General features: G+C 70.2%; 23 protein-coding genes and 1 pseudogene. 14 read left to right on the top strand and 10 right to left on the bottom strand.

The window, feature by feature from the left end:
• Positions 1 to 135 precede the first annotated feature (135 nt).
• A complete protein-coding gene (locus OG246_RS35405) occupies positions 136 to 555 on the top strand; it encodes a class I SAM-dependent methyltransferase (RefSeq protein WP_266474948.1) in 420 nt (139 codons plus the stop codon).
• Positions 528 to 743 (top strand): annotated as a pseudogene (locus OG246_RS35400) (helix-turn-helix domain-containing protein); the annotation flags it as partial. The gene OG246_RS35405 and the pseudogene OG246_RS35400, both read left to right, overlap by 28 nt.
• On the opposite strand, the gene OG246_RS35395 reads toward OG246_RS35400, so the two are convergent.
• A complete protein-coding gene (locus OG246_RS35395) occupies positions 665 to 829 on the bottom strand; it encodes a hypothetical protein (protein ID WP_266475081.1) in 165 nt (54 codons plus the stop codon). The pseudogene OG246_RS35400 and the gene OG246_RS35395 overlap by 79 nt on opposite strands.
• 35 nt (positions 830 to 864) lie before the next feature.
• Positions 865 to 2,283: a ferredoxin reductase family protein gene (locus OG246_RS35390; RefSeq protein ID WP_266472792.1), complete on the bottom strand. Its 1,419-nt coding sequence runs from the start codon at positions 2,281 to 2,283 to the stop codon at positions 865 to 867.
• A gap of 160 nt (positions 2,284 to 2,443) precedes the next feature.
• Here OG246_RS35390 and OG246_RS35385 point away from each other — a divergent pair, with 160 nt between their 5' ends.
• The gene (locus tag OG246_RS35385) at positions 2,444 to 3,010 is read left to right on the top strand and encodes a DinB family protein (RefSeq protein WP_266472790.1); all 567 of its coding nucleotides are present in this window, start codon (positions 2,444 to 2,446) and stop codon (positions 3,008 to 3,010) included.
• Between the two features lie 304 nt (positions 3,011 to 3,314).
• Positions 3,315 to 4,277: a nitronate monooxygenase family protein gene (locus OG246_RS35380; RefSeq protein ID WP_266472789.1), complete on the top strand. Its 963-nt coding sequence runs from the start codon at positions 3,315 to 3,317 to the stop codon at positions 4,275 to 4,277.
• Between the two features lie 35 nt (positions 4,278 to 4,312).
• Here the strand turns inward: OG246_RS35380 and OG246_RS35375 are convergent, their stop codons facing one another.
• Positions 4,313 to 6,229, bottom strand: coding sequence for a TerD family protein (locus OG246_RS35375; RefSeq protein ID WP_266472788.1), 1,917 nt, complete (start codon positions 6,227 to 6,229; stop codon positions 4,313 to 4,315).
• Positions 6,230 to 6,902: 673 nt separating this feature from the next.
• Here OG246_RS35375 and OG246_RS35370 point away from each other — a divergent pair.
• Complete coding sequence (locus tag OG246_RS35370; RefSeq protein ID WP_266472786.1) at positions 6,903 to 7,700, top strand: VOC family protein; 798 nt, start codon at positions 6,903 to 6,905, stop codon at positions 7,698 to 7,700.
• Between the two features lie 88 nt (positions 7,701 to 7,788).
• Entirely contained in the window at positions 7,789 to 8,784 is a 996-nt protein-coding gene (locus OG246_RS35365) for an NAD(P)-dependent oxidoreductase (RefSeq protein ID WP_266472785.1), read from the top strand.
• 21 nt (positions 8,785 to 8,805) lie between these two features.
• On the opposite strand, the gene OG246_RS35360 is transcribed toward OG246_RS35365, so the two are convergent.
• Together OG246_RS35360 and OG246_RS35355 are read right to left on the bottom strand one after the other, a co-directional pair.
• Positions 8,806 to 9,918: a sensor histidine kinase KdpD gene (locus OG246_RS35360; RefSeq protein ID WP_266472783.1), complete on the bottom strand. Its 1,113-nt coding sequence runs from the start codon at positions 9,916 to 9,918 to the stop codon at positions 8,806 to 8,808.
• Positions 9,919 to 10,035: 117 nt separating this feature from the next.
• Positions 10,036 to 10,809, bottom strand: coding sequence for a response regulator transcription factor (locus OG246_RS35355; protein ID WP_266472781.1), 774 nt, complete (start codon positions 10,807 to 10,809; stop codon positions 10,036 to 10,038).
• Positions 10,810 to 10,912: 103 nt separating this feature from the next.
• On the opposite strand from OG246_RS35355, the gene OG246_RS35350 reads away from it, so the two are divergent.
• The 3 genes from OG246_RS35350 (at position 10,913) to OG246_RS35340 (ending at position 13,434) form a co-directional block, all read left to right on the top strand.
• Positions 10,913 to 11,656, top strand: a complete 744-nt coding sequence (locus OG246_RS35350; RefSeq protein WP_266472779.1) for a glycosyltransferase family 2 protein — start codon at positions 10,913 to 10,915, stop codon at positions 11,654 to 11,656.
• Entirely contained in the window at positions 11,653 to 12,270 is a 618-nt protein-coding gene (locus OG246_RS35345) for a DUF2064 domain-containing protein (protein WP_266472777.1), read from the top strand. The genes OG246_RS35350 and OG246_RS35345 overlap by 4 nt, the downstream gene beginning before the upstream one ends.
• Before the next feature lie 282 nt (positions 12,271 to 12,552).
• Positions 12,553 to 13,434 carry a bifunctional 2-polyprenyl-6-hydroxyphenol methylase/3-demethylubiquinol 3-O-methyltransferase UbiG gene (locus OG246_RS35340; RefSeq protein ID WP_266472776.1) on the top strand — a complete coding sequence of 294 codons (882 nt, stop codon included), beginning with the start codon at positions 12,553 to 12,555 and terminating at the stop codon, positions 13,432 to 13,434.
• Between the two features lie 322 nt (positions 13,435 to 13,756).
• Here the strand turns inward: OG246_RS35340 and OG246_RS35335 are convergent, their stop codons facing one another.
• Entirely contained in the window at positions 13,757 to 14,989 is a 1,233-nt protein-coding gene (locus OG246_RS35335; RefSeq protein ID WP_266472775.1) for a molybdopterin-dependent oxidoreductase, read from the bottom strand.
• Between the two features lie 113 nt (positions 14,990 to 15,102).
• Between OG246_RS35335 and OG246_RS35330 the strand changes: the two genes are divergently transcribed.
• The gene (locus OG246_RS35330) at positions 15,103 to 16,437 is read left to right on the top strand and encodes a hypothetical protein (protein ID WP_266472773.1); all 1,335 of its coding nucleotides are present in this window, start codon (positions 15,103 to 15,105) and stop codon (positions 16,435 to 16,437) included.
• 25 nt (positions 16,438 to 16,462) lie between these two features.
• Here the strand turns inward: OG246_RS35330 and OG246_RS35325 are convergent, their stop codons facing one another.
• A complete protein-coding gene (locus tag OG246_RS35325) occupies positions 16,463 to 17,269 on the bottom strand; it encodes an alpha/beta fold hydrolase (protein WP_266472771.1) in 807 nt (268 codons plus the stop codon).
• Between the two features lie 294 nt (positions 17,270 to 17,563).
• The gene (tnpA, locus tag OG246_RS35320; RefSeq protein WP_266472769.1) at positions 17,564 to 17,992 is read right to left on the bottom strand and encodes an IS200/IS605 family transposase; all 429 of its coding nucleotides are present in this window, start codon (positions 17,990 to 17,992) and stop codon (positions 17,564 to 17,566) included.
• 52 nt (positions 17,993 to 18,044) lie between these two features.
• Between tnpA and OG246_RS35315 the strand changes: the two genes are divergently transcribed.
• Entirely contained in the window at positions 18,045 to 19,259 is a 1,215-nt protein-coding gene (locus OG246_RS35315; RefSeq protein ID WP_266472767.1) for a transposase, read from the top strand.
• Here the strand turns inward: OG246_RS35315 and OG246_RS35310 are convergent.
• Entirely contained in the window at positions 19,218 to 19,979 is a 762-nt protein-coding gene (locus OG246_RS35310; protein ID WP_266472765.1) for a substrate-binding domain-containing protein, read from the bottom strand. The genes OG246_RS35315 and OG246_RS35310 overlap by 42 nt on opposite strands.
• Positions 19,980 to 19,987: 8 nt before the next feature.
• On the opposite strand from OG246_RS35310, the gene OG246_RS35305 reads away from it, so the two are divergent.
• The 3 genes from OG246_RS35305 to OG246_RS35295 all read left to right on the top strand — a co-directional run bounded on the left by OG246_RS35305 (position 19,988) and on the right by OG246_RS35295 (position 23,352).
• On the top strand, positions 19,988 to 20,428 hold the full coding sequence (locus OG246_RS35305; RefSeq protein ID WP_323178379.1) for an enolase C-terminal domain-like protein: 441 nt from the start codon (positions 19,988 to 19,990) through the stop codon (positions 20,426 to 20,428).
• 72 nt (positions 20,429 to 20,500) lie between these two features.
• On the top strand, positions 20,501 to 21,292 hold the full coding sequence (locus OG246_RS35300; RefSeq protein ID WP_266472763.1) for a polysaccharide lyase family 7 protein: 792 nt from the start codon (positions 20,501 to 20,503) through the stop codon (positions 21,290 to 21,292).
• A gap of 245 nt (positions 21,293 to 21,537) precedes the next feature.
• Positions 21,538 to 23,352, top strand: a complete 1,815-nt coding sequence (locus tag OG246_RS35295; RefSeq protein ID WP_266472761.1) for an ABC transporter ATP-binding protein — start codon at positions 21,538 to 21,540, stop codon at positions 23,350 to 23,352.
• Between the two features lie 45 nt (positions 23,353 to 23,397).
• Here the strand turns inward: OG246_RS35295 and OG246_RS35290 are convergent, their stop codons facing one another.
• Entirely contained in the window at positions 23,398 to 24,072 is a 675-nt protein-coding gene (locus tag OG246_RS35290; protein WP_266472759.1) for a 4-carboxy-4-hydroxy-2-oxoadipate aldolase/oxaloacetate decarboxylase, read from the bottom strand.
• Positions 24,073 to 24,096: the final 24 nt, after the last annotated feature.

The following is a 24,096-nucleotide window of genomic DNA, read 5'->3' as shown; positions in this document are numbered from 1 at the left end:
CCGAACATCCACCCGCTCCACCGACACACTCGGATTCATCAGCAAGGCGAAGGTGCCCACGTGACGACCTCGACCGCATCAGCTGCTGTGGCAGAAGCTCTGGCATTTCTCCGGCAGTTCACCCGAACCGCGAAAATGACGGGATCCATCGCGCCCAGCGGAGCCGCCCTGTCCCGTGCTCTCACCCGCCACGTCCAACCGGGCAGCCCGCACCAGCCGCGTGCTGTGCTGGAAGTCGGACCGGGCACCGGAGCTGTCACCCGCCACCTCGCGCAACGCCTCGGCCCCAACGACACACTCGAACTCGTCGAGGCCAACCGCCCGTTCGTCGACCACCTGGCGGCGGCTCTGCGGCACGACACACGGCTGGCAGCCATCGCCCCGCGTACCCGTCTGCACCACGGCCTCATCCAGGACCGGCAACTCGGGCACTACGACCACATCGTGTGCGGACTGCCCTTCGCGAACTTCCCGCCCTCGCAGATCGAAGCCGTCGTCCGCCAACTCCTGGCGTCGCTCAGACCTGGTGGCCGGCGCGTCCGGGGCGAGTCCTGACACGTGAGTGGCTGCTCAAGTCCCTCTGGGGCGAACAGGGGGGGGGACCCACCTCCAACACCGTCGACGTGTACGTCATGTACTTGCGCCGCAAACTTGAGGCGGGCGGTTACTTCCTTTCCGTACCTGGAGCCGGCATGTGGGTGCCCTGCTCCTTGTCGTTGTCGGTCGGTACCGCGGGGTTGTAGGTCAGACCGCCGGCATTGACCATGTAGCAGACGACCAGGCCGATGGCGGAGATGACCAGAGCACTCCACAGGGTGATGCGATGCATGACGGCTTCGCTCCTTGGGACAGGGACGGTTACGGCTACCAGGCGAAGACCTCGGTGTGTATGTCTTCCTCGCGGACGCCCGCGCGGCGCAGTGTCGCGTGGACCGCGGAGGCCCACGGGGGAGGGCCGCACACGTAGACGTCGCGGCAGGTCAAGTCGGAAACGGCGTGACGCAGTACGGGGATCTCGTCGGGTTGGGCGCCGAAGTCGGCCGGCAGCCATGAGCCGTCGGAACCGCGTCCTCCCGGCAGCAGGGCCAGGTCGACGCCGCGGCGTCTGACGAGCTCCTGCAGCTCCGTTGTGAAGAGCCGGTCGTCCTCGCTGCTGAAGCGGTAGATCAACGTCGCCTCGCCGGGGCCGTATCGCGTGTCCTCCAGCAGTGCCCGCAACGGCGTGATGCCGATTCCTGCCGCGAGGAGCAGCATCTTCGGCCAGCGGCGCCGACTCGCGGTCATGGTGCCGTAGGGCCCTTCGATCAGCGCACGGGTACCGGGCCGCAGCGTGGCGGCGCGGGCGCTGCCGTCGCCGGACTCGCGGACCGAGATACGGAGCCGGTCGTGCTGAGGTGCCGCGGACAGGGCGTAGGGGTGGCCGCGGGTCCAACCGGGTCCGTCCATGAAACGCCAGATGAAGAACTGCCCCGACCTGGCGTGCAGTCGGTCCAGCCGACGGCCCGTCAGCGTAATCGACACCACGCCGGGCGCTTCGGTGCTCACTTCCTCGACCCGGAGCCGGTGGTACAGAGTCCGGTACAGCGGCAGACCGAGGCGGAAGACAAGGATGCAGGCGGCGGCGAGGACGTATTCGGTCCACAAGTACGCCCGTGCCCACTGCGCGTGGAACTCCGGGCCGGTCACGAGCATGTGCGGCAGGATGAGGATCAGGCCGAGGTAGGTGTAGAGGTGCAGCAGGTGCCAGCCCTCGAAGCGCAGTCGCCGACGGGCCCAGCGCATCGACGTGACCATGACGCCGATGATGAGGATGGTGCCGACGGTGGCCGCGAGCATCCATGGTTCAACTACGTAGAGTTCGTAGGTCCGTTGCCAGGCGGCCGACCAGTCGCGGGAGACCCGCTCCAGGGTCTGGGCCACGAGGTGCGCCATCATGAACCAGAAGGACGCGAACCCGATCCAGCGATGCTGTCGAGCCAGGCGGTCGTGCCCCCAGGCTCGTTCCACCCATGGGATCCGCGCCAGCAGGACGACCAGCAGGAGCATGAGCTGGGTCGCGATGAGTGAGGACAGCAGCCCCAGCATGCCGACCGTGGACTTCATGCCCAACGGCAGGGGCAGCCCGTGGTTGAGCAGCCACAGACCGACAGGGGCGACGGTCGAAAAGACCGCGAGGGTGCCGAGCAGGTCTCCCCACCCGGGCCGGTAACGCTTTGGACGTGGTGACGTTCCGTCCGGAGGCTGGGGCGATCGGTCCGGAGATACCTGATGAATCGTTCCCATGGACACCCTCTCATCACACCCGAGGCGTGTAGCCCAGTCCCGCTGCTTGGATGGCGCTGCGCGAATCAGGATGATGGAGTTTTTTGTGACCACTTTAAGAAGGGCCGCCCGCTCTTCCGGACCGAAACTCATTGGCGAACTCGGGCCCTCACGGACGAACATGGCACGCATGAGTGACCAACCCGCGCGATGGAGCCAGGCGACCGTCTACCCAGACATGTGGGCCGACCCGGACGACGATCCCCGCACTGAAGACGTCAATCCGGACGGGGAGCTTGCGACGCTGCTGGACTTCCTGGCGAACTACCGCCTGACCCTGCGGATGAAGTGCGAGGGCCTGGACGCGGAGCAACTGGCCCGCCGTTCGGTTCCGCCGTCGACGATGTCGCTGCTCGGCCTGCTTCGCCACCTTGTCGAGGTGGAACGGGACTGGCACAACTGGATCGGCGACGGCGATCCGCTGCCGAAGCTGTACGGCGAGCGCGACGCGGACTTCGACGGAGCCGTCGCCGATCAGGCCCAGGTCGATGCCGCGTACTCCGACCTCGCGCGCGAGCAGGCCGCGACCGACGCCGCGCTGGCCGAGCACCCGGATCTGAGCGAGCGTCTGGGGGAGGGCGGGATCACGGTTCGGGGGCTGATGGTGCACAGGGTCGAGGAGTACGCCCGGCACTGCGGGCACGCCGACCTGTTGCGCGAGTGCATCGACGGAAGGGTTGGCCAGTAACCCGGGCCGTGACTTCGCCCTTGGCGGCCGGCGCCGAAAGCTTGAGCTCACCGGACCGGACCTTGGTGAAGGTCCAGACGGATAAATTCCGAAGGCGCTTTCCCTGCCTCATCCGTGAGGGTTCCTCAGGTGAATGTGAGATGTATTCATAAAGTTTCGGCGCGCAGCCGGATACACGACTCTCCATTTGGTGCGATCGGAATGTCTCCGAATGAATCCGAGTGTCTCCGAGTGTGAGAAAACGCCTAGGATGTATTTCTCTCAGCCTTGGGTGCCGACGAGTGCGATGCGCGATGATGTGGGCATGGCGTTGTCGACGGCGTTCACGGAACTGTTCGGGGTGCGGCATCCGATCGCGCTGGCACCGATGGGCGGGTCTGCCGGTGGTGCGCTGACGGCAGCCGTCTCGCGGGGCGGCGGGCTCGGGTTGCTGGGCTCCGGGAACGGGGATCCGGACTGGCTGGCCCGCGAAGTGCCGCTCGTCGAGCAGGGCACCGACAAGCCATGGGGCATCGGCTTTCTGACCTGGCAGATCGACACCCCCGCGGTGGAGCGGGCACTCGAACACCGGCCCAGGGCGGTGATGTTCTCCTTCGGCGACCCCAGCGCGTACACCGAACGCGTCCGCCGGACTGGCGCGGCACTCATCATTCAGGTCACCGACCTGGAAGAGGCAAGACAGGCCGTGGACCTGGGCGCTGACGTCATCGTGGCGCAGGGCACCGAGAGCGGTGGGCACGGGGCCCGGCACGGGCGGTCCACCTTGCCGTTCGTGCCGGTGGTGGTGGATCTGGCGGCACCGGTGCCGGTGCTGGCGGCCGGCGGGATCGCCGACGGCCGCGGCCTGGCGGCCGTCCTGGCCCTCGGGGCCGCGGGGGCGCTCATCGGCACCCGCTTCCAGGCCACCGCCGAAGCCCTGGTTCACCCCTCGACAGTCACCGCAATCGTCGAGGGGCACGGGCAGGACACCGAGCGCAACCGCGTGCTCGACATCGCCCGTGGCTCCCGGTGGCCCGCCCGGTACACCGCCCGCACGCTGGGCCATCGCTACCTCGACCAATGGCGCGGCCGGGAGGCCGAACTCGCCGCGGACGCCCGGGCCCAGACGGAGTATCAGGACGGCGTCGCCCGGGGCGACTTGCCGCCGCTACCGGTCTGGGCGGGTGAGGCGGTCGACCTCATCACCGACCAGCCACCCGCAGCCGACCTCGTCGGCACCCTGGCCACACAGGCGGAGGACGCCCTGAACCGCGCGGGAAGGCACTGAGCACAGCACCCGCCCATGCCCGGCGTGGAGTGCGTTCAGTCAGCGATGTCGACCCCGTATCCGCGCGCCAGGACATCGAGCCCATGGTCATAGCCCTGGCCGACAGCGCGCAGGCGCCAGACCGGACCCCTGCGGTAGATCTCCGCAAGCAGCATGGTGCGTTCGGTCGTTGCGGCGTCCAGGGTGGCCCGGGCGAGTGGTGCCCCGCTGCTGCCGGGCGCCGCACCGATCTGGATCGCGCCGACGGTCCCGAAGGTGGTGGCGCCGTCGATGGCCGCGGCGATGACAATCTTTCGGGTTGCGGGCGGAAGGGACGCCAGGTCGAGGGCGATGGTCTGTTCGGCGGGACCGCCGGTGAGGAGCCGCACGGTGCCGGCGGGGCTTTCCGGGGCGCCGTAGAAGATGAAGTCCTCGTCGAAGGTGACCTGTTCGTCCTCGTCGAGGATGAAGGCGACGACGTCGATCTCGCAGTCGGCCTGTGGAGCCCAGCCGGCGGTGACGTACCACTTGAGCGCGGGTGTGCCGTTCGGGACGGGCAGGTCGATGACGTCGCCCCTGGGCATTACCTGTGGATCCTGCGGGCGGGCAGCCGCGGTGTCTTGGTCGGCTACTGCCGGTGCGGTGAGCCAATCTTCGTCATGCACGGGGAGTTCAAGAGCGGTGATGCGCAGCATCCGACGGTCCTTCGCGCCGTCGGCAAGAAGGACGACGTCGGTGACGCTGGCCGACAGGTTGACCGCTGCGGACCCGCCCAACTCGACGACTCGGGTACGGGCTGCGGAGGCATCGGCATGGGCGCCGCCGAGCACCAGTACCCGACTGCCCGTCAGTGGTCCATCCGAGGTGCCGGCCGAGTTCTCAGGTAGGCGCGGAGCGGGAACGGATACGCCGAGGGGGAGCGCCGGGAGGACAGGCACCGCAGGGACGGGTGTGGCAGAGCCTGTGGTGGATACGGGTTCCTCGGCCGGGACTTGTGCGGTTGCCGGCTCCGCCACGGGTGCGATCAGGGCGGCAGTGGTAGTCGTCGCCTCATGAGCTGTCCCGGTCCGTACGTCGGTCAGCAACTGCAGGAAGGTGTGCTCATCGATGACCGGTACGCCTTCGGCGATCGCGCGTCGGGCCTTCGCCGAATCGGACGTCGGCTCGTTGGTGACCAGAGCGCTGGTGTGCCGGCTGACGGTCGTCATCATGTTCAGCCCGGCGGCAACCGCTCGTCCGACCAACTCCGCCCGGGCGTGGGCGGTCTCACCGGTTGTCGCGATCTTCATCCCCTGCTGGAGCGGCCCGCCGGGCATCAGCCGTCCCGGGTTCCGATACGCGCAGGGCGTCTTGGGTGGCTGCGGCGTGAACTGGGATTCCGCCCGAGGCGGGCAGGTCACCAGCGGCAACGGCAGATCGAGCCGTGCCGCCTCGCGTAGAGATGCCCGCAGGATGCCCGCCAGCACCCGGGTGTCGTCCAGTGCGTCATGCGCCCGCACCTGCGGTACGCCGTAATGAGCGGCGAGGGTGCCCAGCTTCATGTCGTCCGTCGGCGGATCCACCTGGCGGTTGAGGGCCAGCGTGCACAGCCGCTGCGACACCGGCAGCCACATCCGCGCACGGGAGAACTCGTGAGCCAGGAAGTCGTAGTCGAACTGGGCGTTGTGGGCGACCAGGATCCGGTCCTGGAGCATCGCGCCGATGCGCCCCGCGACCTGGTCGAAGGTCGGCGCGCCCCGCAGCCGCTCGACGGTCAGCCCGTGCACGTGCACCGGTCCCGGGTCGCAGCCGGGGTTGAGCAGCGTGGAGAACTCTCCGGTCTGCTCGCCGTCCGGACCGATCGTCACCACCGCGACGGACAGCACCCGGTCCCGCCTGGCCATGAGTCCGGAGGTCTCCACGTCGACCAAGGCCCAGTCGTAGGCGTAGTCGCCCGTGGTGGGCACGTCGAAGGAGGCGGAGGCGAGACTCATGGCGCCAAGGATGATCGGCTATTCCACACTCCTTCAACCCGTATGCCGTTTTGCCCTGCTCTGGAAGGACGTCATGCCGTGCCGAAGTCGACCACTGTCGAACAACCGCACGGAATGTACGAGGGCAGCCGCCGATGCCTGATTGGGCGGTGGCTCTGACCAATTCAGGCGCGTCGGCCGGGCGGAGGAATCCCGCGGCGACGCTCTGTGCGGACCCGGAGATGTCCACCTGGAGGCGGGGGCGCCCTGGCCGGAGGGATGCCGGTGGTCACCCAGCGTTCAGCGCGAACTGGGCGGTGTCCAGGCGTGGTGGGCCTGGCCGGTGCTGATGGGCGCGCCCCGCTGTCGCAGGCACTCCAAGCGGATGTCCCGACCCCGCCGGTCGTCCGCCTCCGCCCGGACCCGGACTGCGACTCGCCGTTGGCCGGCACGGTGCGGGGGCGCAGGCCGCCGAGGATCGTGGCAGCGGAGTCCCGGCGTAGAAGCGGGCGGGATCCACCGACGGTCACCGATCCGGTGACCGTTGGGCTCGCCGCTGCCCGAACGGCGGACGCGGCACTCGCCCGGATGAACAACCACCACCCCTGAGGCCCACCGTCGCGCGGTCCGAGGGGCGATTGTCAGTGCCGGGTGCCAGTCTGGGGTCACACAGGAACTGCGAAGGGAAAACGCTGTGATCACCACTGATTTCGTCCCCGGCTCCCCCTGTTGGCTCGACCTCGGCGCACCCGATGTTCCGGCAGCCGCGGCCTTCTACGGCGCGGTGCTCGGCTGGGACTACGAGTCCATGGGAGAGAGCGAGGACATGGAAGGCGGGATGTTCCGGAAGGACGGCAAGATCGTCGCCGGACTCGGCAAGCTCACCGAGGAAGGCGCCCGCCCGGCCTGGATGATCTACTACAGCGTCGCCGACGCGGACGCCACGACGAAGGCCGTGGAGCGCGCGGGCGGCACGGTCCGGGTGGCGCCGAGGGACCTCGACGGCTGGGGCTGGATGGCGCAGTACACCGACCCGTCGGGCGGCCAGTTCGCCGTCTGGCAGCCGGGGAAGAACAAGGGCGTCGAGCTGGTCGACGAGCCGGGATCACTGTCCTGGACCGAGCTGTACACGACGGACGCCGCGGCCGCGAAGGAGTTCTACGGCGGCGTCCTCGGCTGGCAGTTCAGCGACATGCCGCTGCCGGGCGACGGCGGCACATACTCCCTGGTCACTCCCGCCGGACTTCCCGAAGAGCGTATGCACGGAGGCCTCATGGAGGTCCCGGCGGACGCCCTCGCCCTGGCGAACGGACGACCGTACTGGCACCCGGTCTTCGCCGTCGACGACTGCGACGCCGCGGTCGCCACGGTCACCGAGAAGGGCGGCAGCGTGCAGATGGGGCCGGCGGACATGGAGGGTGTCGGCCGACTGGCCGTCTGCATCGACCCGTCGAACGCGGATTTCGTGGTCCTCGCTCCGGCCGAGAGCTGAGCCCCGCGTCCGCCGAGGTCTTACGGACCGGTGACGTGACAGGCGCGGTGCTGCCGCACGGTGCCTCCGCGGTCCTAGCGTTCCGTACATGCGAGTACTGGTCACCGGCGCAGCCGGGTTCATCGGGTCCCATGTCGTCGAGGCGCTGACCGAGAGAGGGCACGAGACCGTCGGGTTCGACCTGCGCGACGGCTCGGACGTGCGCAGTGCCGGGGCGGTCGCGTCGGCACTGCCGGGGGTCGACGCCGTGTGCCACCAGGCGGCGATGGTGGGGCTGGGGACGAGGTTCGGTGACGCGCCCGAGTACGTGTCCCACAACGACCTCGGTACGGCGGTCCTGCTTGCCGCGATGGCCGAGGCAGGGGTGCGGCGGCTGGTGCTCGCAGGGTCGATGGTCGTGTACGGGGAGGGTTCGTACCGCTGCGAGCGGCACGGGGTGGTGCGGCCCGGGCCCCGGAGCGTGCGGGACCTGGAGGTCGGCGGCTTCGAGCCCATGTGCCCGGAGTGCGGGCGGGAGTTGTCGCCCGGCCTTGTCGGTGAGGACGCTCCGGTCGACCCGCGGAACGTGTACGCGACGACCAAGCTCGCCCAGGAGCATCTGTCGGCTGCCTGGGCGCGGTCCACGGGCGGTTCGGCGGTGTCGCTGCGCTACCACAACGTGTACGGGCCCGGGATGCCGCGCGACACCCCGTACGCGGGTGTCGCCTCCTTCTTCCGGTCCGCACTCGCCCGCGGCGAGGCCCCGCGTGTCTTCGAGGACGGCGGCCAGCGACGGGACTTCGTGCACGTACGGGATGTGGCGGCGGCCAACGTGGCCGCGCTGGAGGCCGAGCCCCGGGAGGGGGCGTTGACCACGTACAACACCGGGAGCGGGCAGCCGCACACGGTCGGCGAGATGGCGTGTGCGCTGGCCTCCGCGTACGGGGGACCCGAGCCGGTCGTGACCGGGGAGTACCGGCTCGGCGACGTACGCCACATCACAGCGGACTCCTCCCGGCTGCGTGCCGAGCTGGGCTGGAAGGCCGAGGTCGGGTTCGTTGAGGGGATGCGGGAGTTCGCGACGGCGAAGCTGCGCGGGGAGTAGCGCCCCGTAGGGTGCCTCCGCTCACGCCTCGGCCGTGGGAAGCGTGACCTCGAATCGGCAGCCGCCGGGCACGTTGTGCACGGCGGCCTGGCCACGGTGGGCCTCCACGATGCCCCGGACGATCGCGAGGCCGAGCCCGGCTCCCGCGGGAGGAGTCCGCGCGTGCGTGCCCCGCCAGCCCGTGTCGAAGACGCGCGGGAGGTCCTCCTCGGGGATGCCCCCGCAGCCGTCGGTGACGGACAGTACGACACCCTCGTCCGACCGCTCTGCCGCGATCGCGACCGTGCCGTCGGCCGGTGTCCGCCGGATCGCGTTGACCAGCAGATTGCCCAGGACGCGGCTCATTTCCTTGCCGTCCACCTCGACGGGCACCGGCTCGATCCGGTCGCCGACCAGCCGTACTCCGTACTCCCGCGCGAGCGGGTCCGCTCCCGCGAGGGCGTCGCCGACCAGGTCGTACAGCGAGATCCGGGAGGGGGAGAGGGCGAGCGTCCCGGCGTGTATGCGGGACAGCTCGAACAGGTCGCCGACCATGTCGTTGAGGCGCTCGACCTCGGTGCGCATCTGGCGGAGATAGCGGTCCGGGTCGGCCGCGACGCCGTCCTCCAGGGCCTCCGACATCGCGCGCAGTCCGGCGAGCGGGGTGCGCAGGTCGTGCGAGATCCACGCGACGAGTTCGCGGCGCGAGGTCTCCAGGGCGCGCTCGCGGTCGCGGGACTCGGCGAGCTTGGCGCTGGTGGCCGCCAACTCGCGGCTCAGCGCGGTGAGTTCGGCGATTGCCGGGCCGTCGGGGGCCGCGAAGTCACCGTCGTCGCCGAAGGAGCGGGCGGCGAGAGTGAGTGCCCGGCTGCGGCCGACGACCCAGCGGCCGAGGAGGAGGGCGGTCGCCAGGGACACGACGGCCGCCATCGCGACGACCGTGGTCACGACGCTCAGGTCGTGCGAGGACAGGAACATCGCCCAGGCCACGGCGAGCGTCCCGGCGAGCATCGCGGTGACGGCCACGGCGGCGACGACGGCGAGGGACGCGGTCAGCGACCGCCGCCGGATCAGCCAGAGCGCACCCGCCCCGAGAAGCCCGGCCGCGGCGGCGCCGAGGAAGGCGTAGAGGGCGATGAACAGCATGTCGCGCATGGTCAGACCATCTCTTGGTGGGGTGTGGTGTCGAGCATGGTCAGGACCATCTCTTCGCGTGGTGTCGTGTCGAGCATGGTCAGGTCGCTTCCCCGGGATGCGTGGCATTGGGCATCGTCAGACCGCCTCTTCACGGGGCGTTGCGTCGAAGCGGTAGCCGACGCCCCAGACCGTCTGGATCAGCCGCGGTCGCGCCGGGTCGTCCTCGACCTTCCCCCGTAGTCGGCGTACGTGGACCGTGACCGTCGACAGGTCCCCGAAGTCCCAGCCCCAGACCTCGCGCATCAGGTCCTCCCGGCTGCTGGCGCGGCCGGGATGGCGGAGGAAGAAGGCGAGGAGGTCGAACTCGCGGATGGTGAGGGCGAGTTCCGCACCGTTCTTAGTGGCGCGGCGGGCGGCGGGGTCGACGGTGAGACCGGCCGCGTGGAGGGGGCGGGCGTCGGCGGCGGGCCGTGAGCGGCGCAGAACCGACTCGACCCGGAGCACCAGTTCCCGGGGGCTGAACGGCTTCGTGACGTAGTCGTCGGCGCCGACCTCCAGGCCGAGGATCCGGTCGTCCTCGTCACCGCGGGCGGTGAGCATGATGACGGGCACGGGACCGCGCGCCCGCAACCGCCGGCACACCTCGAGACCGTCCATCCCCGGCAGCATCAGGTCGAGGACCACCATGTCCGGCCAGTGCGCTGCCGCGCGGGCGAGCGCGGCAGGCCCGTCCGCGGCCCGGTCCACGGCGTACCCCGCGCGGTCGAGGTAGCCGGAGACGACCTCGGCGACGGTCGGATCGTCGTCGACGACGAGAACGCGCGTTGTGGCCCCGGACCCGCCCGGGGTCGTGTCCCCGTGGCCGTTCGGAGCACGTCCGGCACCTGGGGTTTCGTACGGCTGCTGCATGCCTCCAGCCTCCCACCGGCCTCGCCCCCGTGCCGCCGGCGCGGCTCGACGTCCGTGTTTCGTAAGGAGGCCAAGCCCGATATGTCCCGTTCGCGTTCGTAAGGTGAAAGCCGTGACTGCAAATCGCGCCCTTCCCGTAACGGACCCGCAGGTCGACGTGGTCCTCCCCTGTCTGAACGAGGCCGAGGCCCTGCCCTGGGTACTCGCCCGCATCCCCCCGGGCTGGCGCGCACTGGTCGTGGACAACGGCTCCACGGACGGCTCGGCGGAACTGGCCCGCGGCCTCGGCGCGACCGTCGTACGCGAGGCGCGCCGCGGGTTCGGCGCCGCCTGCCACGCCGGGCTGACCGCCGCCACCGCGGACTTCGTGTGCTTCTGCGACTGCGACGCCTCGCTCGACCCGTCGCTGCTCGTCCCCTTCGTACGCGAGGTGCGGGACGGGGAGGCGGACCTCGTGCTCGGCCGCCGCCGACCGCAGAGCCGGAGCGCCTGGCCCGTGCACGCCCGGGCGGGCAACCTCGCCCTGGCCCGGATGATGCGCCGCCGCACGGGACTGCGCCTGCACGATCTCGGTCCGCTCCGTGCGGCCCGCCGCGAACCGCTGCTCGCCCTCGGCCTCACGGACCGCCGCAGCGGCTACCCGCTCCAGATGGTCGTCCGCGCCGCCGACGCGGGCTGGCGTGTCGCCGAGCACGACGTGCCGTACCTGCCCCGTACCGGCGCCTCCAAGGTCACCGGCACCTGGCGCGGCACCTGGCAGGCGGTACGGGACATGCGCCGCGTCCTGGCCGAACCACCGGCGCCGATCATGGCGGCCGCCCCCTCCCAGGGAGGAACCGCCCAGTGAGCACCCTGCTCGTCATCGCGAAGGAGCCACGGCCGGGGCGGGTGAAGACCCGGCTCACGCCGCCGTTCACGCCCCGGGAAGCGGCACTGCTCGCCGAGGCGGCCCTCGTGGACACCCTGCGTACAGTGGCGGCGACGCCAGCCTCGCGCCACGTGCTGGTGCTCGACGGAGCGCCGGGCCGCTGGCTGCCGCCCGGCTTCGACGTCGTACCGCAGTGCGCGGGAGGTCTGGACGAGCGGCTCGCCGCCGCATTCGCCGGCTGCGAAGGGCCCACGCTGCTCATCGGCATGGACACCCCTCAGGTGACGCCCGAACTTCTCACCGTGGACTTCGCCGACTGCGACGCGTACTTCGGACCGGCCGAGGACGGAGGCTTCTGGGCGCTGGGGCTCGCCAGCCCCGACCCCGAACTGCTGCGCGGCGTACCGATGTCGACGCCGACCACGGGTGCCGTGCAGCGGGACCGCCTCACAGCCGCGGGCCTGCGCGTGCGCGAACTGCCTGCTCTCCGGGACGTCGACACGGCTGCCGACGCGGAGGCGGTCGCGGCGGCGGCACCCGGCGGCCGGTTCGCCGCGGAGCTGGCCCGGCTGCGGGCGGTGAACCGCCGATGAACACGGGATTCGGCGCTCCCGCTGCCCCTGCCGGGCGGGTTTCCCCGCCCCCGCCATCCCTGCTCCGCGGCGAGCCGCCGATGAGCACGGGATCTGGCGCTTCCGCTGCCTCTGCCGGGCGGCCTTCCTCGCCCCGCCCGCTCGCTGTGGAGCCGGCCCGCGTGCAGGCGGTGAGCCGCTGATGAACATGGGATCTGGCGCTTCCGCTGCCTCTGCCGGACGGCTTTCCTCGCCCCGCCCGCCTGCTGTGGAGCCGGCCCGCGTGCAGGCGGTGAGCCGCTGATGAGCACGGGATCTGGCGCTCCCGCCACCGGGCGGCTTTCCCCGCCCCCGTCACCCCTACCCGTGCCCGCCTCCGGAGGGTCCCGCTCCCGGCCCGAACGGCCTCGACCTCGAACGCCGGACACGTCGTCGAGTCCCACCACCCCCTGGTCGGCCGACCCGTACTCCGACGCACTGCGCACCGGCCAAGGCCCCCTCTACCTCCGCCGTCCCGACGGCTGGTTGCTCCCCCTCGACGTCGAGCGCTGGTGCGCACGGGCCGACGCGGCCGATCTGGAGGCGCTGCGGCGCTGCGAAGGCGCTGTGCTCGATGTGGGGTGCGGGCCGGGGCGGCTCGTCGCCGAGCTTGCGGCGCTGGGCAGGCCCGCGCTCGGCATCGACGTCAGCGAGGCCGCCGTCGCCCACACCGTGCGGCTTGGCGGGCAGGCCTTGCACCGGTCGGTCTTCGAGCCGCTCCCCGGCGAAGGCCGCTGGGACACCGCCCTCCTCATCGACGGCAACGTCGGCATCGGCGGCGACCCGGCCGCCCTGCTCCGACGGATGTCCCAACTCCTGTCCTCCGGCGGCCTGTTGATCGTCGAGGCCGTCCCGGACATGGACGTCGACGAACGCGTCGACGTCGATGTCGTCCGCGTCGCCAACGCCCACGGCGCCGCGGGCCCGGCCTTTCCCTGGGCCCGCCTCGGCGCCCCGGCCCTGCTGAGGCACGCGGCGCGCGCGGGCTGGCGCCCGGACGCTCAGTGGGAGGCGGGCGGCCGCTCCTTCGTCGCCCTGCGCAACCGCAGCACGAGCAGCACCGCGGAGCCCCCGAACAACGCGGCCGTGATCAGCAGCCAGCGGGACAGGAACCCGTCGCCCGACAGGCCGGTCGCGGACCGGTAGTGGTCCGCCACCTGCCCGCTGATCAGCGGAAACCACACCAGTAGCAGGAGAGCGGAGAGTGCCGCCGGCACCCGGACGAAGACCGTCCACTCCCGGCGGCCGACCGCTCCCAGCGCGTGTGAGAGAGCGCGGTCGGCCCCCGCGTACAGCGGCAGCAGCACCAGGTCGTGCAGCACCGCCGCACCCACGAACCACAGGGCCACCCCGAACCAGTCGCCCGCGAGCAGCTGCACCCCCGCGTATCCGGCGAGCCCGAACGAGCAGGCGAGCAGCAGGAGTTGCAGTGGACTGCCGATGGCAGCCTTCGTGAACGGTCGTCGCATCACAGGTCTCCGAACGTCATCCGTGCGACCCATTTCGTGTTCAGCACCCCGGGCGCCGCCGGGACGATGACGCGTGCCGGGTAGCCGTGGTCGGGTGTCAGCTGCGCGCCGTTGACGAACAGGGCGAGCAGGGAATCCGGGTCACGCACCTGGTTGACACGCAACGCCGCCCGCCGGAACGCCCCGTGCCGCTGGAGCGACTCCACCAGGACGTCCGGCGCCTGCTCATAGCCCACGAGCCGGGCCAAATCCCGCAGCCGTACTCCTCGCCACCGCTGGTCGGACGTCGACCAGCCCTCCACACAGGCGATGGGCAACGCGGCACTGTGCAGCGGGAGTTGCAGCAACTCGTCCCGGCTCAGGCGGACCGTTCGCCCGCGTCCCTCGACGACCAGCCGCCAGGCCTCCTCGCTCGTCTCGGTCGCGCTGATCCCGCGCGACTTCGCCGTCTTGTTGATCTGGAACGCGCCGGGCCCGGAACCCGGTTCGGGGCCGCCGTGCGGTGCCAGCAGAGCCGTCTCCCGCAGCGGCCCGTCGAAACTGTGGCCCGCCGTCGTGGCGAGCAGCAGCAGCGATCCGCCGCCGACGAAACCGAGGGCGCCGCGCCGCGAGACGGTGGGCTCGGCGGGATCCGGCGACACCAACTCCTCATCCCCAGAGGGATGTGCCTCCCGCAGATGGCGCAGATTGCGCAGCGCTGTCGGCACCTTCAGCACCGCGTGCGTCACGAACGCCGCGAAGAACACCCAGGCCCCGTAGAAGTGCAGCCGATAGAAGGAGCCGGGGAAGAGGTAGTCGAGCTGGACGTTCAGCACGCCTGTGATGAACTCGAACAGGGCGCCTCCGACCAGCAGAAGCAGCGAGATCCGCTCCAGCGCGTGTGCGAGGGACCGTGCGGGCGGCAGTGCGAACAGCTTCGGCACCACCGACCACAGTTTCGCCAGCAGTACGGGGATCAGCGTGATGCCGAGCGTGACGTGGACGCCCTGCGTGAGCCGGTACAGCCAGTGCGGGTCGGTCGGCCACGAGAAGAGATAGAAGCCGAGCAGACCCTTGTCCGGGGTCATGTCGTTCACCCGTGACAGGCCCGGGTTGTAGGCGGCGTACGACAGGAGACCCGTCACGAACAGCACCGTGATCCCGCCGAGCAGGACGATGCCCAGCACGGAGGTGAACCAGGGGCCGCGCAGCGGACTGCGCCAGAAAGCGGGGGAGGAAGGGGACCGAGGCATGCCTCGACCGTAGGCGCGGGACAGCCCACGAAAGGGTCCGCGAACCATGACGAAACTCTGACGTCCACCCTGGTGGCGGCCCTGGGGACCGTTCCCCGCCCTAACGTGCTGGTGTGAACCGCGATCTTCTCCGTGACCTGTCCGCGGCCCTGGCCGCCGCGCTGCTGGTGCTCGCCGCCGTGCTGGTCGGTACCGCCATCGAGCACCGCGATGGAACGCTCCACGTCGGCTGGCCACCGCTGTTCGCCCGTTGGGATCCGCACGTCGGCCCCGGCACCCCGGCCGCGATCGTGGTGGCCGTCGCGGTCGTCGCCTACGGCCCGCTCGTCGCCGCCCGGCTGCCCTGGCGCGCGCTGCTGCTGAGCATCTGGGGCACCGGCATGGCGTGGACGTTCTCCCTCGCCCTCGTCGACGGCTGGCACCGCGGGATCGCCCAGCGGCTGACGACCAGGTACGAATACCTCCAGGTCATCGACCGCTTCCACGACATCCCGCACACCCTGCGGGACTTCACGCACCACATCCTGCTCGGCCCCGACCACTGGCCCGCGCACGTCGCCGGACATCCCCCGGCCGCCACCCTCACCTTCGTCCTGCTCGACCGGATCGGGCTCGGCGGCGGGGCCTGGGCGGGCGTCTGGTGCATCACCGTCGGCGCGACGGCGGCGGTCGCGGTGCTCGTCACCGTACGAGCGCTGACCGGGGAGGCGCTTGCCCGCCGCGCCGCGCCCTTCCTCGTCCTGGCCCCGGCCGCCGTCTGGATGGGGACCTCCGCGGACGGGTACTTCGCCGCGGTCGCCGCGTGGGCCGTGGCGTTCCTCGCCCTCGCGGTCACAGGACACCGGCCGCGGGCGACCGGCCTCGCCTCCGGGCTGCTCCTCGGCCTCACCATGTATCTCTCGTACGGGCTGACGCTGTTCGCGGTGATCGCGGCCGCCGTCCTGCTGCTCGGTACGCGAAGACTCCGCCCGCTGCCCTACCTGGTGGCCGGAGCCCTCGTCGTCCCGCTCGCGTTCACCCTCGCCGGGTTCGACTGGTGGGAGGCGTACCGCCTGCTGGTGACCCGCTACTACCAAGGGGCCGCCCGCGTCCGGCCGTACGGCTACTGGGTGTGGGCGAACCTCGCCTGCACGGTACTGATCGCGGGCCCGGCAACGGTGGCGGGCCTGCGGCGGGCCGGCGCTGCGTCCCTGCACAAGGACCTCCGCGCCCGCCTGCGTACGGCCGCTCCCGAACTCCGCCTCGCCCTGCTCGTACTCGCCGCGCTGCTCGCCCTGCTCATCGCCGACCTCTCGGGTATGAGCAAGGCGGAGACGGAACGGATCTGGCTGCCGTTCGTGATGTGGCTGCTCCCGGCCTGCGCGTTCCTCGGCCGTCCCCGCGCCTGGCTAGCCGCACAGGCCACTCTCGCCCTGCTCCTCAACCACCTGCTGCTGACCGGCTGGTGAGAGTGGCCCGCGGGCAGGGTCCGGGCTAGGACTTGTGTTCGGCGGCGTCGAGGATCAGCTGGGTGATCGCGTTGGGATGCGTGACGATCGACAGGTGGCTCGAGTCGAGTTCGATGGTCTTGGCGCGCATGCGCGCGGCGAGGAACCGTTCGAGTTCGGTCGAGGTGGTCCGGTCGTTCTTCGACACCGCGTACCAGGTGGGTTTGTGCCGCCATGCGGCCACCGTGGTCGTCGAGGTCGGGAACAGCGAGGACGCGATACGGCCCTGCGCGGCGTAGAGCGCGAGCGCCCGGCGCCTGGGGACCCCGCCCGCGAAGTCCCGGAGGAACCCTTCCTTGCTGAGCTGCTTGAACCCGCCGGACTCGACGAGCTGGGCGTTGGCGGGCGGGGTGGGGAACTTCGCGGCGAGCGCCGTGTAGTCCTCTCCGGCGTCGGGCGCACGGGCGGCGACGTAGACAAGCCCGGTGACGTTGGAGGCGAGGCCCGCCTGGGAGATGACTGTGCCGCCCCAGGAGTGTGCGGCCAGGATGGTCGGCCCGTCCTGCAGGGCGAGGGCGCGCTCGGTCGCGGCGACGTCGTCGGCCAGGGACGTGAGCGGATTCTGTACTGAGGTCACGTTCATGTCGGCCGACTGGAGCCGCTCGATCACCTCCGACCACGATGAACCGTCCGCGTACGCACCGTGGACGAGCACGACGTTGCGCACCGGCGCGTCGCCCGGGTGGGAGGGAGCGGGCCGTTCCTGGGCCGCGGCTCCGGTGGCCGGCACACCGGCCACTGCCGTCGCGGCTCCCGCGGTGAGCGCACCAGAAAATGTTCGTCGACTGATCAAGGACTGTTTTCCTCACTCGTTCGCGGCCCGTGAGGGACCGATGCCCGCGGGCGTCTGCCGACGCTCGAAGGGTTTCCTGAACCGGTGGCGGGATGAAGTCCGCGAGGCCGGCTGAGCCGTCCGCCGCATCCCCGCCACTATGTCGCGTGCACTCCTCAGTCCCCGTCTGTCCGCGCCGTTTCGCGCGGCTTTTCACGGTTTCGTAAGATTTTCTTTCCGGCGCCTTGGTGAAGCCCTGAGCAGTCCGCGGCTCAGCGCGCGGGCACGGCCGGCGGAGCGCTCGTGTGGCGGCGGTCAGGCTGGTCGTTTCTGGTTGTCGATGTAGTCCTTGACGATGCTCAGCGGTGCGCCGCCGCAGGACCCCGCGAAGTACGACGGGGACCAGAACACCGAGCCCGCGCCGATCCGGTTGATCCGGCCGGTGTACTCCGCGCGCAGGTAGCGGGAGCTGACGCCTTTGAGACTGTTGACGAGCTTGGACAGGGCGACCTTTGGCGGGTAGCGCACGAGCAGGTGGACGTGATCGCCTTCGCCGTTGAACTCCCGGAGCTCCGCGTCGAAGCTCTCGCACACGTCCCGCATGATCGCCTCGCAGCGCGTCAGCATCTCGTCGTTGAAGATCTCACGCCGGTACTTCGTGACAAACACCAAGTGCGCATGGAGGTTGTAGATGACGTGGTTTCCACGTCTGATATCGGGATCTGGTTCCCAGCGTGGTGACATGCGCCAAGTGTAGTAGGATCGAGCGAGCTCGACCTGAGGGGGATGGGTCGCGTTGATCCGTGCGTACAAGTTCCTCCTGCGGCCCACCGTCCGGCAGACGCAAGCCCTGTCCGAGATGCTGCGGGACCACTGCTCCCTCTACAACGGGGCGTTGCGGGAACGCCGCGACGCCTACCAGCACGTCTCGAAGACGAGTGTCAAGTACGGGATGCAGTCCGGGCAGTTGAAGGACATCCGGGCGTTCGACCCGGAGCGGCAGGGCCGCTGGTCGTTCAGCTCGCAGCAGACCACCCTACGCCGTCTCGACAAGGCGTTCGCCGCGTTCTTCCGCAGGGTCAAGTCCGGCGAGACGCCCGGCTATCCGCGTTTCCGTGGAGTCAACTGGTTCGACACGGTGGACTTCCCCAAGGACGGCGACGGCTGCCGATGGGACTCCGCCCCGCACGACCCGGTCACCCGGGTCCGCTTCCAAGGGGTCGGCCACGTCAAGGTCAACCAGCACCGCCCGGTGGTTGGCCGGGTCAGGACGGTGTCGGTGAAGCGCGAGGGCCGTAAATGGTTCGTCGTGCTCACCGCCGAGCAGGACCAGCTGCAGCCGCTGCCCGCGACCGGCTCCATGATTGGCATCGACCTGGGCATCGCGAACTTCCTCGCCGACTCGAACGGCGGGTTCGTGCCCAACCCGCGCCACGGGCGCCGTGCGGCCGTGAAGCTCGGAGCCGCGCAGCAGGACCTGTCCCGGTTCCCGCGCCGCAAGGCCAGGGACCGCACCGCCAACCACCAGCGGGCCGTGGAGAAGGTCGCCGCTCTGCACGGCAAGGTGCGGCGTCAGCGGCTCGACCACGCACACAAGACCGCCCTCGGCCTGGTCCGTGCACATGATTTCATCGCGCACGAAGACCTCCAGATCCGCAACATGACCAGGTCGCCCGCGCCAAGACCCGACCCCGAGCAGGCAGGCGTGTTCCTGCCCAACGGGGCCGCGGCCAAGGCCGGGCTCAACAAGTCGGTCAACGATGCCGGTTGGGGGGTGTTCCTGACGATCCTGCACGCCAAGGCTGAAAGCGCCGGACGGGAAGTGATCGCCGTGGACCCCCGCAACACCTCCCGCACCTGCCCCGAATGCGGGCACACCGCGAAGGAGAACCGGCCCGCCCAGGAAAAGTTCCACTGCGTCGCCTGCGGCCGCACCGCGCACGCCGACACAGTGGGAGCCACCAACGTTCTACGGGCCGGGCTGGTCCGTCGCGACGCCAACTCGGCATAGCGAGAAGCCCCCGGCTCCAGCCGGGGGAGGAGTCACCGGAATGACTCTGGGCTCGGTGTCGCCGTCGGCGGTCATCAGTGCTTCCAGTGTCTGGGCGGCTTGCCTGCCCAACTCGTGCCGGGCCAACGAGGCCGTGGTGAGTATGCGTGAACTGGGCAGGTCGTAGAGGGAGATGTCGTCGCAGCCGATGACCGACATGTCCTCGGGGACATGCAGGCCCGACTTCTCCAGCGCGGTCACCGCGCCGAGCGCCTCGAGGTCGTTGTACGCGACGACAGCGGTGACACCGGAGTCCCGTACGGCATCCGCCGCGGCGTAGCCGTGTCGTGCGGTGTGGCCGCAGGGGATGACCGTGACCTCGACGCCGAAAGCCGCCGCGGCGTCGAAGGCCCGGATGCGTTCGGCATTGGCCCAGGACGCTTCGGGGCCGCTCAGGTACGCCACGCGGCGGTGCCCGAGCTGGGTGAGGTGACCGCAGACCAGGGTCATGCCTCCGTAGAAGTCGACGGAGACCGAGGGGATACCAAGGCCGGGGACGATCCGGTTGACCAGCACCACAGGGTGGCCACGCAAGGACAGGTCGATGAGCGCGGTGCGGTTCATGCGTGGGGAGCACAGCAGCACACCGTCGCAACAGCGCATGAGGTCCTCGGCGAGCTCATGCTCACTGGCCGCGCCCTCGTCCGACTCCATCACCCGCCGTCCGTTGGAGCGGGCCACAGCAGCCCCTGCCCGCCAACGACATCGAAGGACTCCGCCGGCTGCGCGACCTCAGCCCGGTCCCGATCGCCGTCGACGAGAGCCTGCGGCACCCCACCGACCTCGCCTCGTTCGTCCGCAGGGGCGCCATCGGCATCGCGGTGGCGAAGGTGCAGCGCTGCGCCGGACTCACCCTGGCGCTGCGCCAATGCCAGCTGGCGGAGGACTGCGGTGTGGCGCTGATGGGTTCGGGGCTGACCGAGTCCGACATCGGCCTCGCCGCGTCCCTGCACCTGTTCGCGGCCCACGACCTCACCGCCCCGGCCGACCTCAACGGCCGGCAGTTCCTGCAGTCTCCCTACGCCACCGGCTCTGTAATCCAGGTGCGCGCAGGAGTGGCCGAGGTGCCTTCCGGCCCCGGCCTCGGTATCGGCGTCGACGAAGGGATCGTACGAGAACTCGCCTGCTGAACCGCGCGGGTGTGTCCGTCTGTTCAAAACCCCAACGAGTCTGTCATGGCCCTGACACTGAAGGAGCCGCTCATGAAATCCCCGATGTCCTCACGCAGGTCTCGCCGCCGCACCCTGTGTCTGCTCGCGGCACCCGCACTCACCGTCGGCCTCCTGGCCTCGGCGGAGAATGCGTCGGCGAAGGCCGCCGCCTGCCCCGCACCGGCCGCGGCCATCGGCCTGAGCACCGCCTGGAAGCTTCAGCTGCCCACCCCGACCAGTTCGGGTTCTCCCGTGGAGATCAAGCAGCCCGCGCTGAAGACCTACAACAACGCGCCCTGGTTCACGACCACTTCGGACTGCAAGGCGATCCTGTTGCGGGCCGCGGTCAACGGCGCCACCACCAGCAACACCGGGTACCCGCGGTCGGAACTGCGTGAGATGACAGCGGACGGGTCGGCGACCAAGAGCTGGCCGTCCACGTCGGGCACCCACACCATGGTCGTCGACCAGGCCATCACTCATCTCCCCAAGACCAAACCGCATGTGATGGCGGGTCAGATACATGACTCGGACAGTGACGTCACCTCGTTCCGTCTCGAGGGGACCAGCCTGTACATCACCTCGTACAACACCACCCACTACAAGCTGGTGACCTCCAACTACCAGCTCGGAACCCGCTTCCAGGGCAAGTTCGTGGCCCACGACGGGAAGGTCGACGTCTACTACAACGGCGCCCTCAAGGCGACCGTCGCCGCCGCGTTCGGCAGCGGCTACTTCAAGGCGGGCGACTACACCCAGGCGAACTGCAACAACTCCTCGCCGTGCGACAACTCCAACTACGGCGAGGTCGCTCTGTACAAGGTCACCGTGACGCACAGCTGAGCTGAACGGGGCCACTCCTCCCGGTGCTTCACCTGCGAGTCCGCTCGACGAGGCTCGCTGATCGCACCGGGAGCGGTGGCACCCCAGGCCACTCCGTTTCCGGCATGCCGATGGCTGAGAAAAACGCTTGGACTGCGCACGCGACGTCGCGGGACACTGCCTCTTCCGGCCTCCCCGTACTCGTACCTTGGCGCCGCCGCGCGCATCTGGGGGATGCCGTACGACGGAACAACGGGGTGGGGGAGATGGGAACGCCTGAATCGCGTGAGGTGTTACCGGGCAAGGGCTCGGTGCTCCTCGCGCTTCGTTATTACGTACGGGAGTTGGCCCGGCACCGGTGGCTGACGGCGCCCGCGATGCTGCTGCCGGCGCTGGGCAACATCGGCATCAACTACATCGCTCCGCTGATCGTCGCGAAGCTCGTCGGCCGCATCGCCGACGACTCCGGTATCGAGATCGGCGCGGCGCTGCCCTACGTCCTCGGCTTCACCGGAGTCCTGCTCGCCGCGGAGACGCTGTGGCGCATCGGTCTGCACTATCTGAACCGCCTTGCCGCCAACAGCATCGAGCACCTGTACGTGATCGGCATGGACGAACTGTTCGCCAAGGACGCCGCGTTCTTCCACGACAACTTTGCCGGATCGCTGACCAAGCGGGTCCTGAGCTTCGCCTCCCGTTTCGAGGACTGCGTCGACACGCTGACATTCCAGGTCGTGGGCAGTCTCGTACCGCTGGTGTTCGGATCGGTGGTGCTGTGGCGCTACGAACCGCTGCTCGTCGTCGGGCTGTTGGCGATGATCGCGTTGACGGCACTGTGCGTGGTGCCCCTCATCCGGCGCCGCCAGAGGCTCGTCGATCAGCGCGAGGAGGCGATCGCCCGGGTGTCGGGCCATGTCGCCGACAGTCTGATGAACATGGACACGGTGCGGGCGTTCGCGGCCGAGGAACGCGAGGCCGCCGAGCACCGGTCCCGCGTCGCGGCGTCCCGGCGGCTCATGCTGAGGTCCTGGGACTACGGAAACCTGCGCATCGACACGCTGGTGGCGCCGCTGTCCGTACTGACCAACGCGCTCGGCCTGCTCCTTGCCGTCGCGCTCGCCGGGGGCGGGCACGGCGTGGAGGCGGTCGTGGTCGCCTTCACGTACTACACCAACGCGACGCGGATCATGTTCGAGTTCAACCAGATCTACCGCCGTCTGGAGAGCTCGATGACGGAGGCCGCGCAGTTCACCGAACTGCTGCGGAAGCCGCCGACCGTGCTCGACCCGGCGTCCCCGGAGCCGCTGCGGTCCCGGGCCGCCGACATCCGCTTCGAGCAAGTGAACTTCGCCCACGCGGGCGCGCGGCCGCTCTTCGAGGGCCTCGACCTGGCCGTGCCCAGCGGGGCGAAGATCGGTCTCGTCGGCCGGTCCGGCGGCGGCAAGACGACGCTCAGCCGGCTGCTGCTGCGGATGACGGACATAGACGGCGGCCGGATCCTGATCGGGGGGCAGGACATCAGCAGGCTGCGCCAGTCCGACCTGCGGGGCCTGATCGCCTATGTGCCGCAGGACCCGGCGATGTTCCACCGCTCGCTGCGGGACAACATCGCCTTCGCCCGGCCGGACGCCACCGACGCCGAGATCCGCCGCGCGGCGGAGGCGGCGCACGTCACGGAGTTCGCCGACGCACTGCCGGACGGCTTCGACACCATGGTGGGCGAACGCGGAGTCAAGCTGTCCGGCGGACAGCGCCAGCGGGTCGCCCTCGCCAGGGCGATCCTGCGCGACGCGCCGGTCCTGCTGCTCGACGAGGCGACCAGCGCCCTGGACTCGGAGAGCGAGGTCCTCGTCCAGGAGGCGCTGTGGCGGCTCATGGAGGGGCGGACGGCACTTGTGGTGGCGCACCGGCTGAGTACCGTCGCCACCATGGACCGGCTCGTCGTCCTGGACCGCGGACGGATCGTCGAACAGGGCACGCACCAGGAACTGCTCGCGTCGGAAGGTGCTTACGCGAAGCTGTGGCAGCACCAGTCGGGCGGCTTCCTCGACGACAGCCCCGCGCGGGCGGACCTGCACTGAACGCGAGCCCGATGGGCGCGGCCCGTACCTGAACACGGGCCGCGCCTACTCGTCGATGACGAGTCCCTTGGCCGCGAGTACGTCGGCGAGGTTGCTGACCTCGATGACACTCCTGCCGGAGCGATAGGCGGCGATGTAGGCGGCCTCGGCGTCGACGCGGTCCTGGGACTTGCCCACGACGTCGGCCGCGTCCTCACGGCGTACGACCACGACGCCGTCCGCATCGCCCCGCACCACATCGCCCGGACGGACCAACTCGCCGCCGATCAGCACCGGTTGGGCGATCGGGCCGACGGTCTCCTTGACGGTGCCCTTGATGGAGACACTGTGCGAGAACACCGGGAAGCCCAGCTCGCGCAGTTCGAGGGTGTCGCGGACGCCGGTGTCGGTGACGAGACCGCCGAGTCCCTTGGCCACACAAGCGTTGGCCAGTACGTCGCCGAAGGAGCCGGCCTCGGCGTACTCGCCGGCGGAGACCACGATGACGTCACCGGGCCGGGCGTGGGCGATGGCGACCTGGAGCATGATGTTGTCGCGCGGGGCGCAGCGCACGGTGAACGCGGGGCCGCACAGGGACATGGTGTGGTCGACCGGCTTGATCGACGAGCTGAGGGCGCCGAGCCGGCCCTGTGCTTCGTGGATGGTCGCGGAGGAGTACTTGCTCAGCTGCTCGACCAGCGCGGGATCGGGCCGGTCGAACTTCGTGGTGACGTGCGGCATGGTTCCCTCTCGAAGACGGTCAAG

It is taken from the genome of Streptomyces sp. NBC_00620, assembly GCF_026341825.1.
Lineage (GTDB): Bacteria > Actinomycetota > Actinomycetes > Streptomycetales > Streptomycetaceae > Streptomyces.
The sequence above is the reverse complement of the archived record's forward strand: the minus strand, read 5'-3'. Positions and strand labels throughout refer to the sequence as shown.

Bases quoted from the DNA above. Each gene is read 5' to 3' on its own strand.
- OG246_RS35340 (WP_266472776.1), top strand. From the start codon at position 12,553: ATGAGCACGGGATCTGGCGCTCCCGCCACCGGGCGGCTTTCCCCGCCC.
- OG246_RS35390 (WP_266472792.1), bottom strand. From the start codon at position 2,283: ATGGGAACGATTCATCAGGTATCTCCGGACCGATCGCCCCAGCCTCCG.
- OG246_RS35405 (WP_266474948.1), top strand. From the start codon at position 136: ATGACGGGATCCATCGCGCCCAGCGGAGCCGCCCTGTCCCGTGCTCTC.
- OG246_RS35375 (WP_266472788.1), bottom strand. From the start codon at position 6,229: ATGAGTCTCGCCTCCGCCTCCTTCGACGTGCCCACCACGGGCGACTAC.
- OG246_RS35360 (WP_266472783.1), bottom strand. From the start codon at position 9,918: ATGCGCGACATGCTGTTCATCGCCCTCTACGCCTTCCTCGGCGCCGCC.
- tnpA (WP_266472769.1), bottom strand. From the start codon at position 17,992: ATGTCACCACGCTGGGAACCAGATCCCGATATCAGACGTGGAAACCAC.
- OG246_RS35365 (WP_266472785.1), top strand. From the start codon at position 7,789: ATGCGAGTACTGGTCACCGGCGCAGCCGGGTTCATCGGGTCCCATGTC.
- OG246_RS35395 (WP_266475081.1), bottom strand. From the start codon at position 829: ATGCATCGCATCACCCTGTGGAGTGCTCTGGTCATCTCCGCCATCGGC.
- OG246_RS35385 (WP_266472790.1), top strand. From the start codon at position 2,444: ATGGCACGCATGAGTGACCAACCCGCGCGATGGAGCCAGGCGACCGTC.
- OG246_RS35335 (WP_266472775.1), bottom strand. From the start codon at position 14,989: ATGCCTCGGTCCCCTTCCTCCCCCGCTTTCTGGCGCAGTCCGCTGCGC.
- OG246_RS35290 (WP_266472759.1), bottom strand. From the start codon at position 24,072: ATGCCGCACGTCACCACGAAGTTCGACCGGCCCGATCCCGCGCTGGTC.
- OG246_RS35300 (WP_266472763.1), top strand. From the start codon at position 20,501: ATGAAATCCCCGATGTCCTCACGCAGGTCTCGCCGCCGCACCCTGTGT.
- OG246_RS35355 (WP_266472781.1), bottom strand. From the start codon at position 10,809: ATGCAGCAGCCGTACGAAACCCCAGGTGCCGGACGTGCTCCGAACGGC.
- OG246_RS35380 (WP_266472789.1), top strand. From the start codon at position 3,315: ATGGCGTTGTCGACGGCGTTCACGGAACTGTTCGGGGTGCGGCATCCG.
- OG246_RS35295 (WP_266472761.1), top strand. From the start codon at position 21,538: ATGGGAACGCCTGAATCGCGTGAGGTGTTACCGGGCAAGGGCTCGGTG.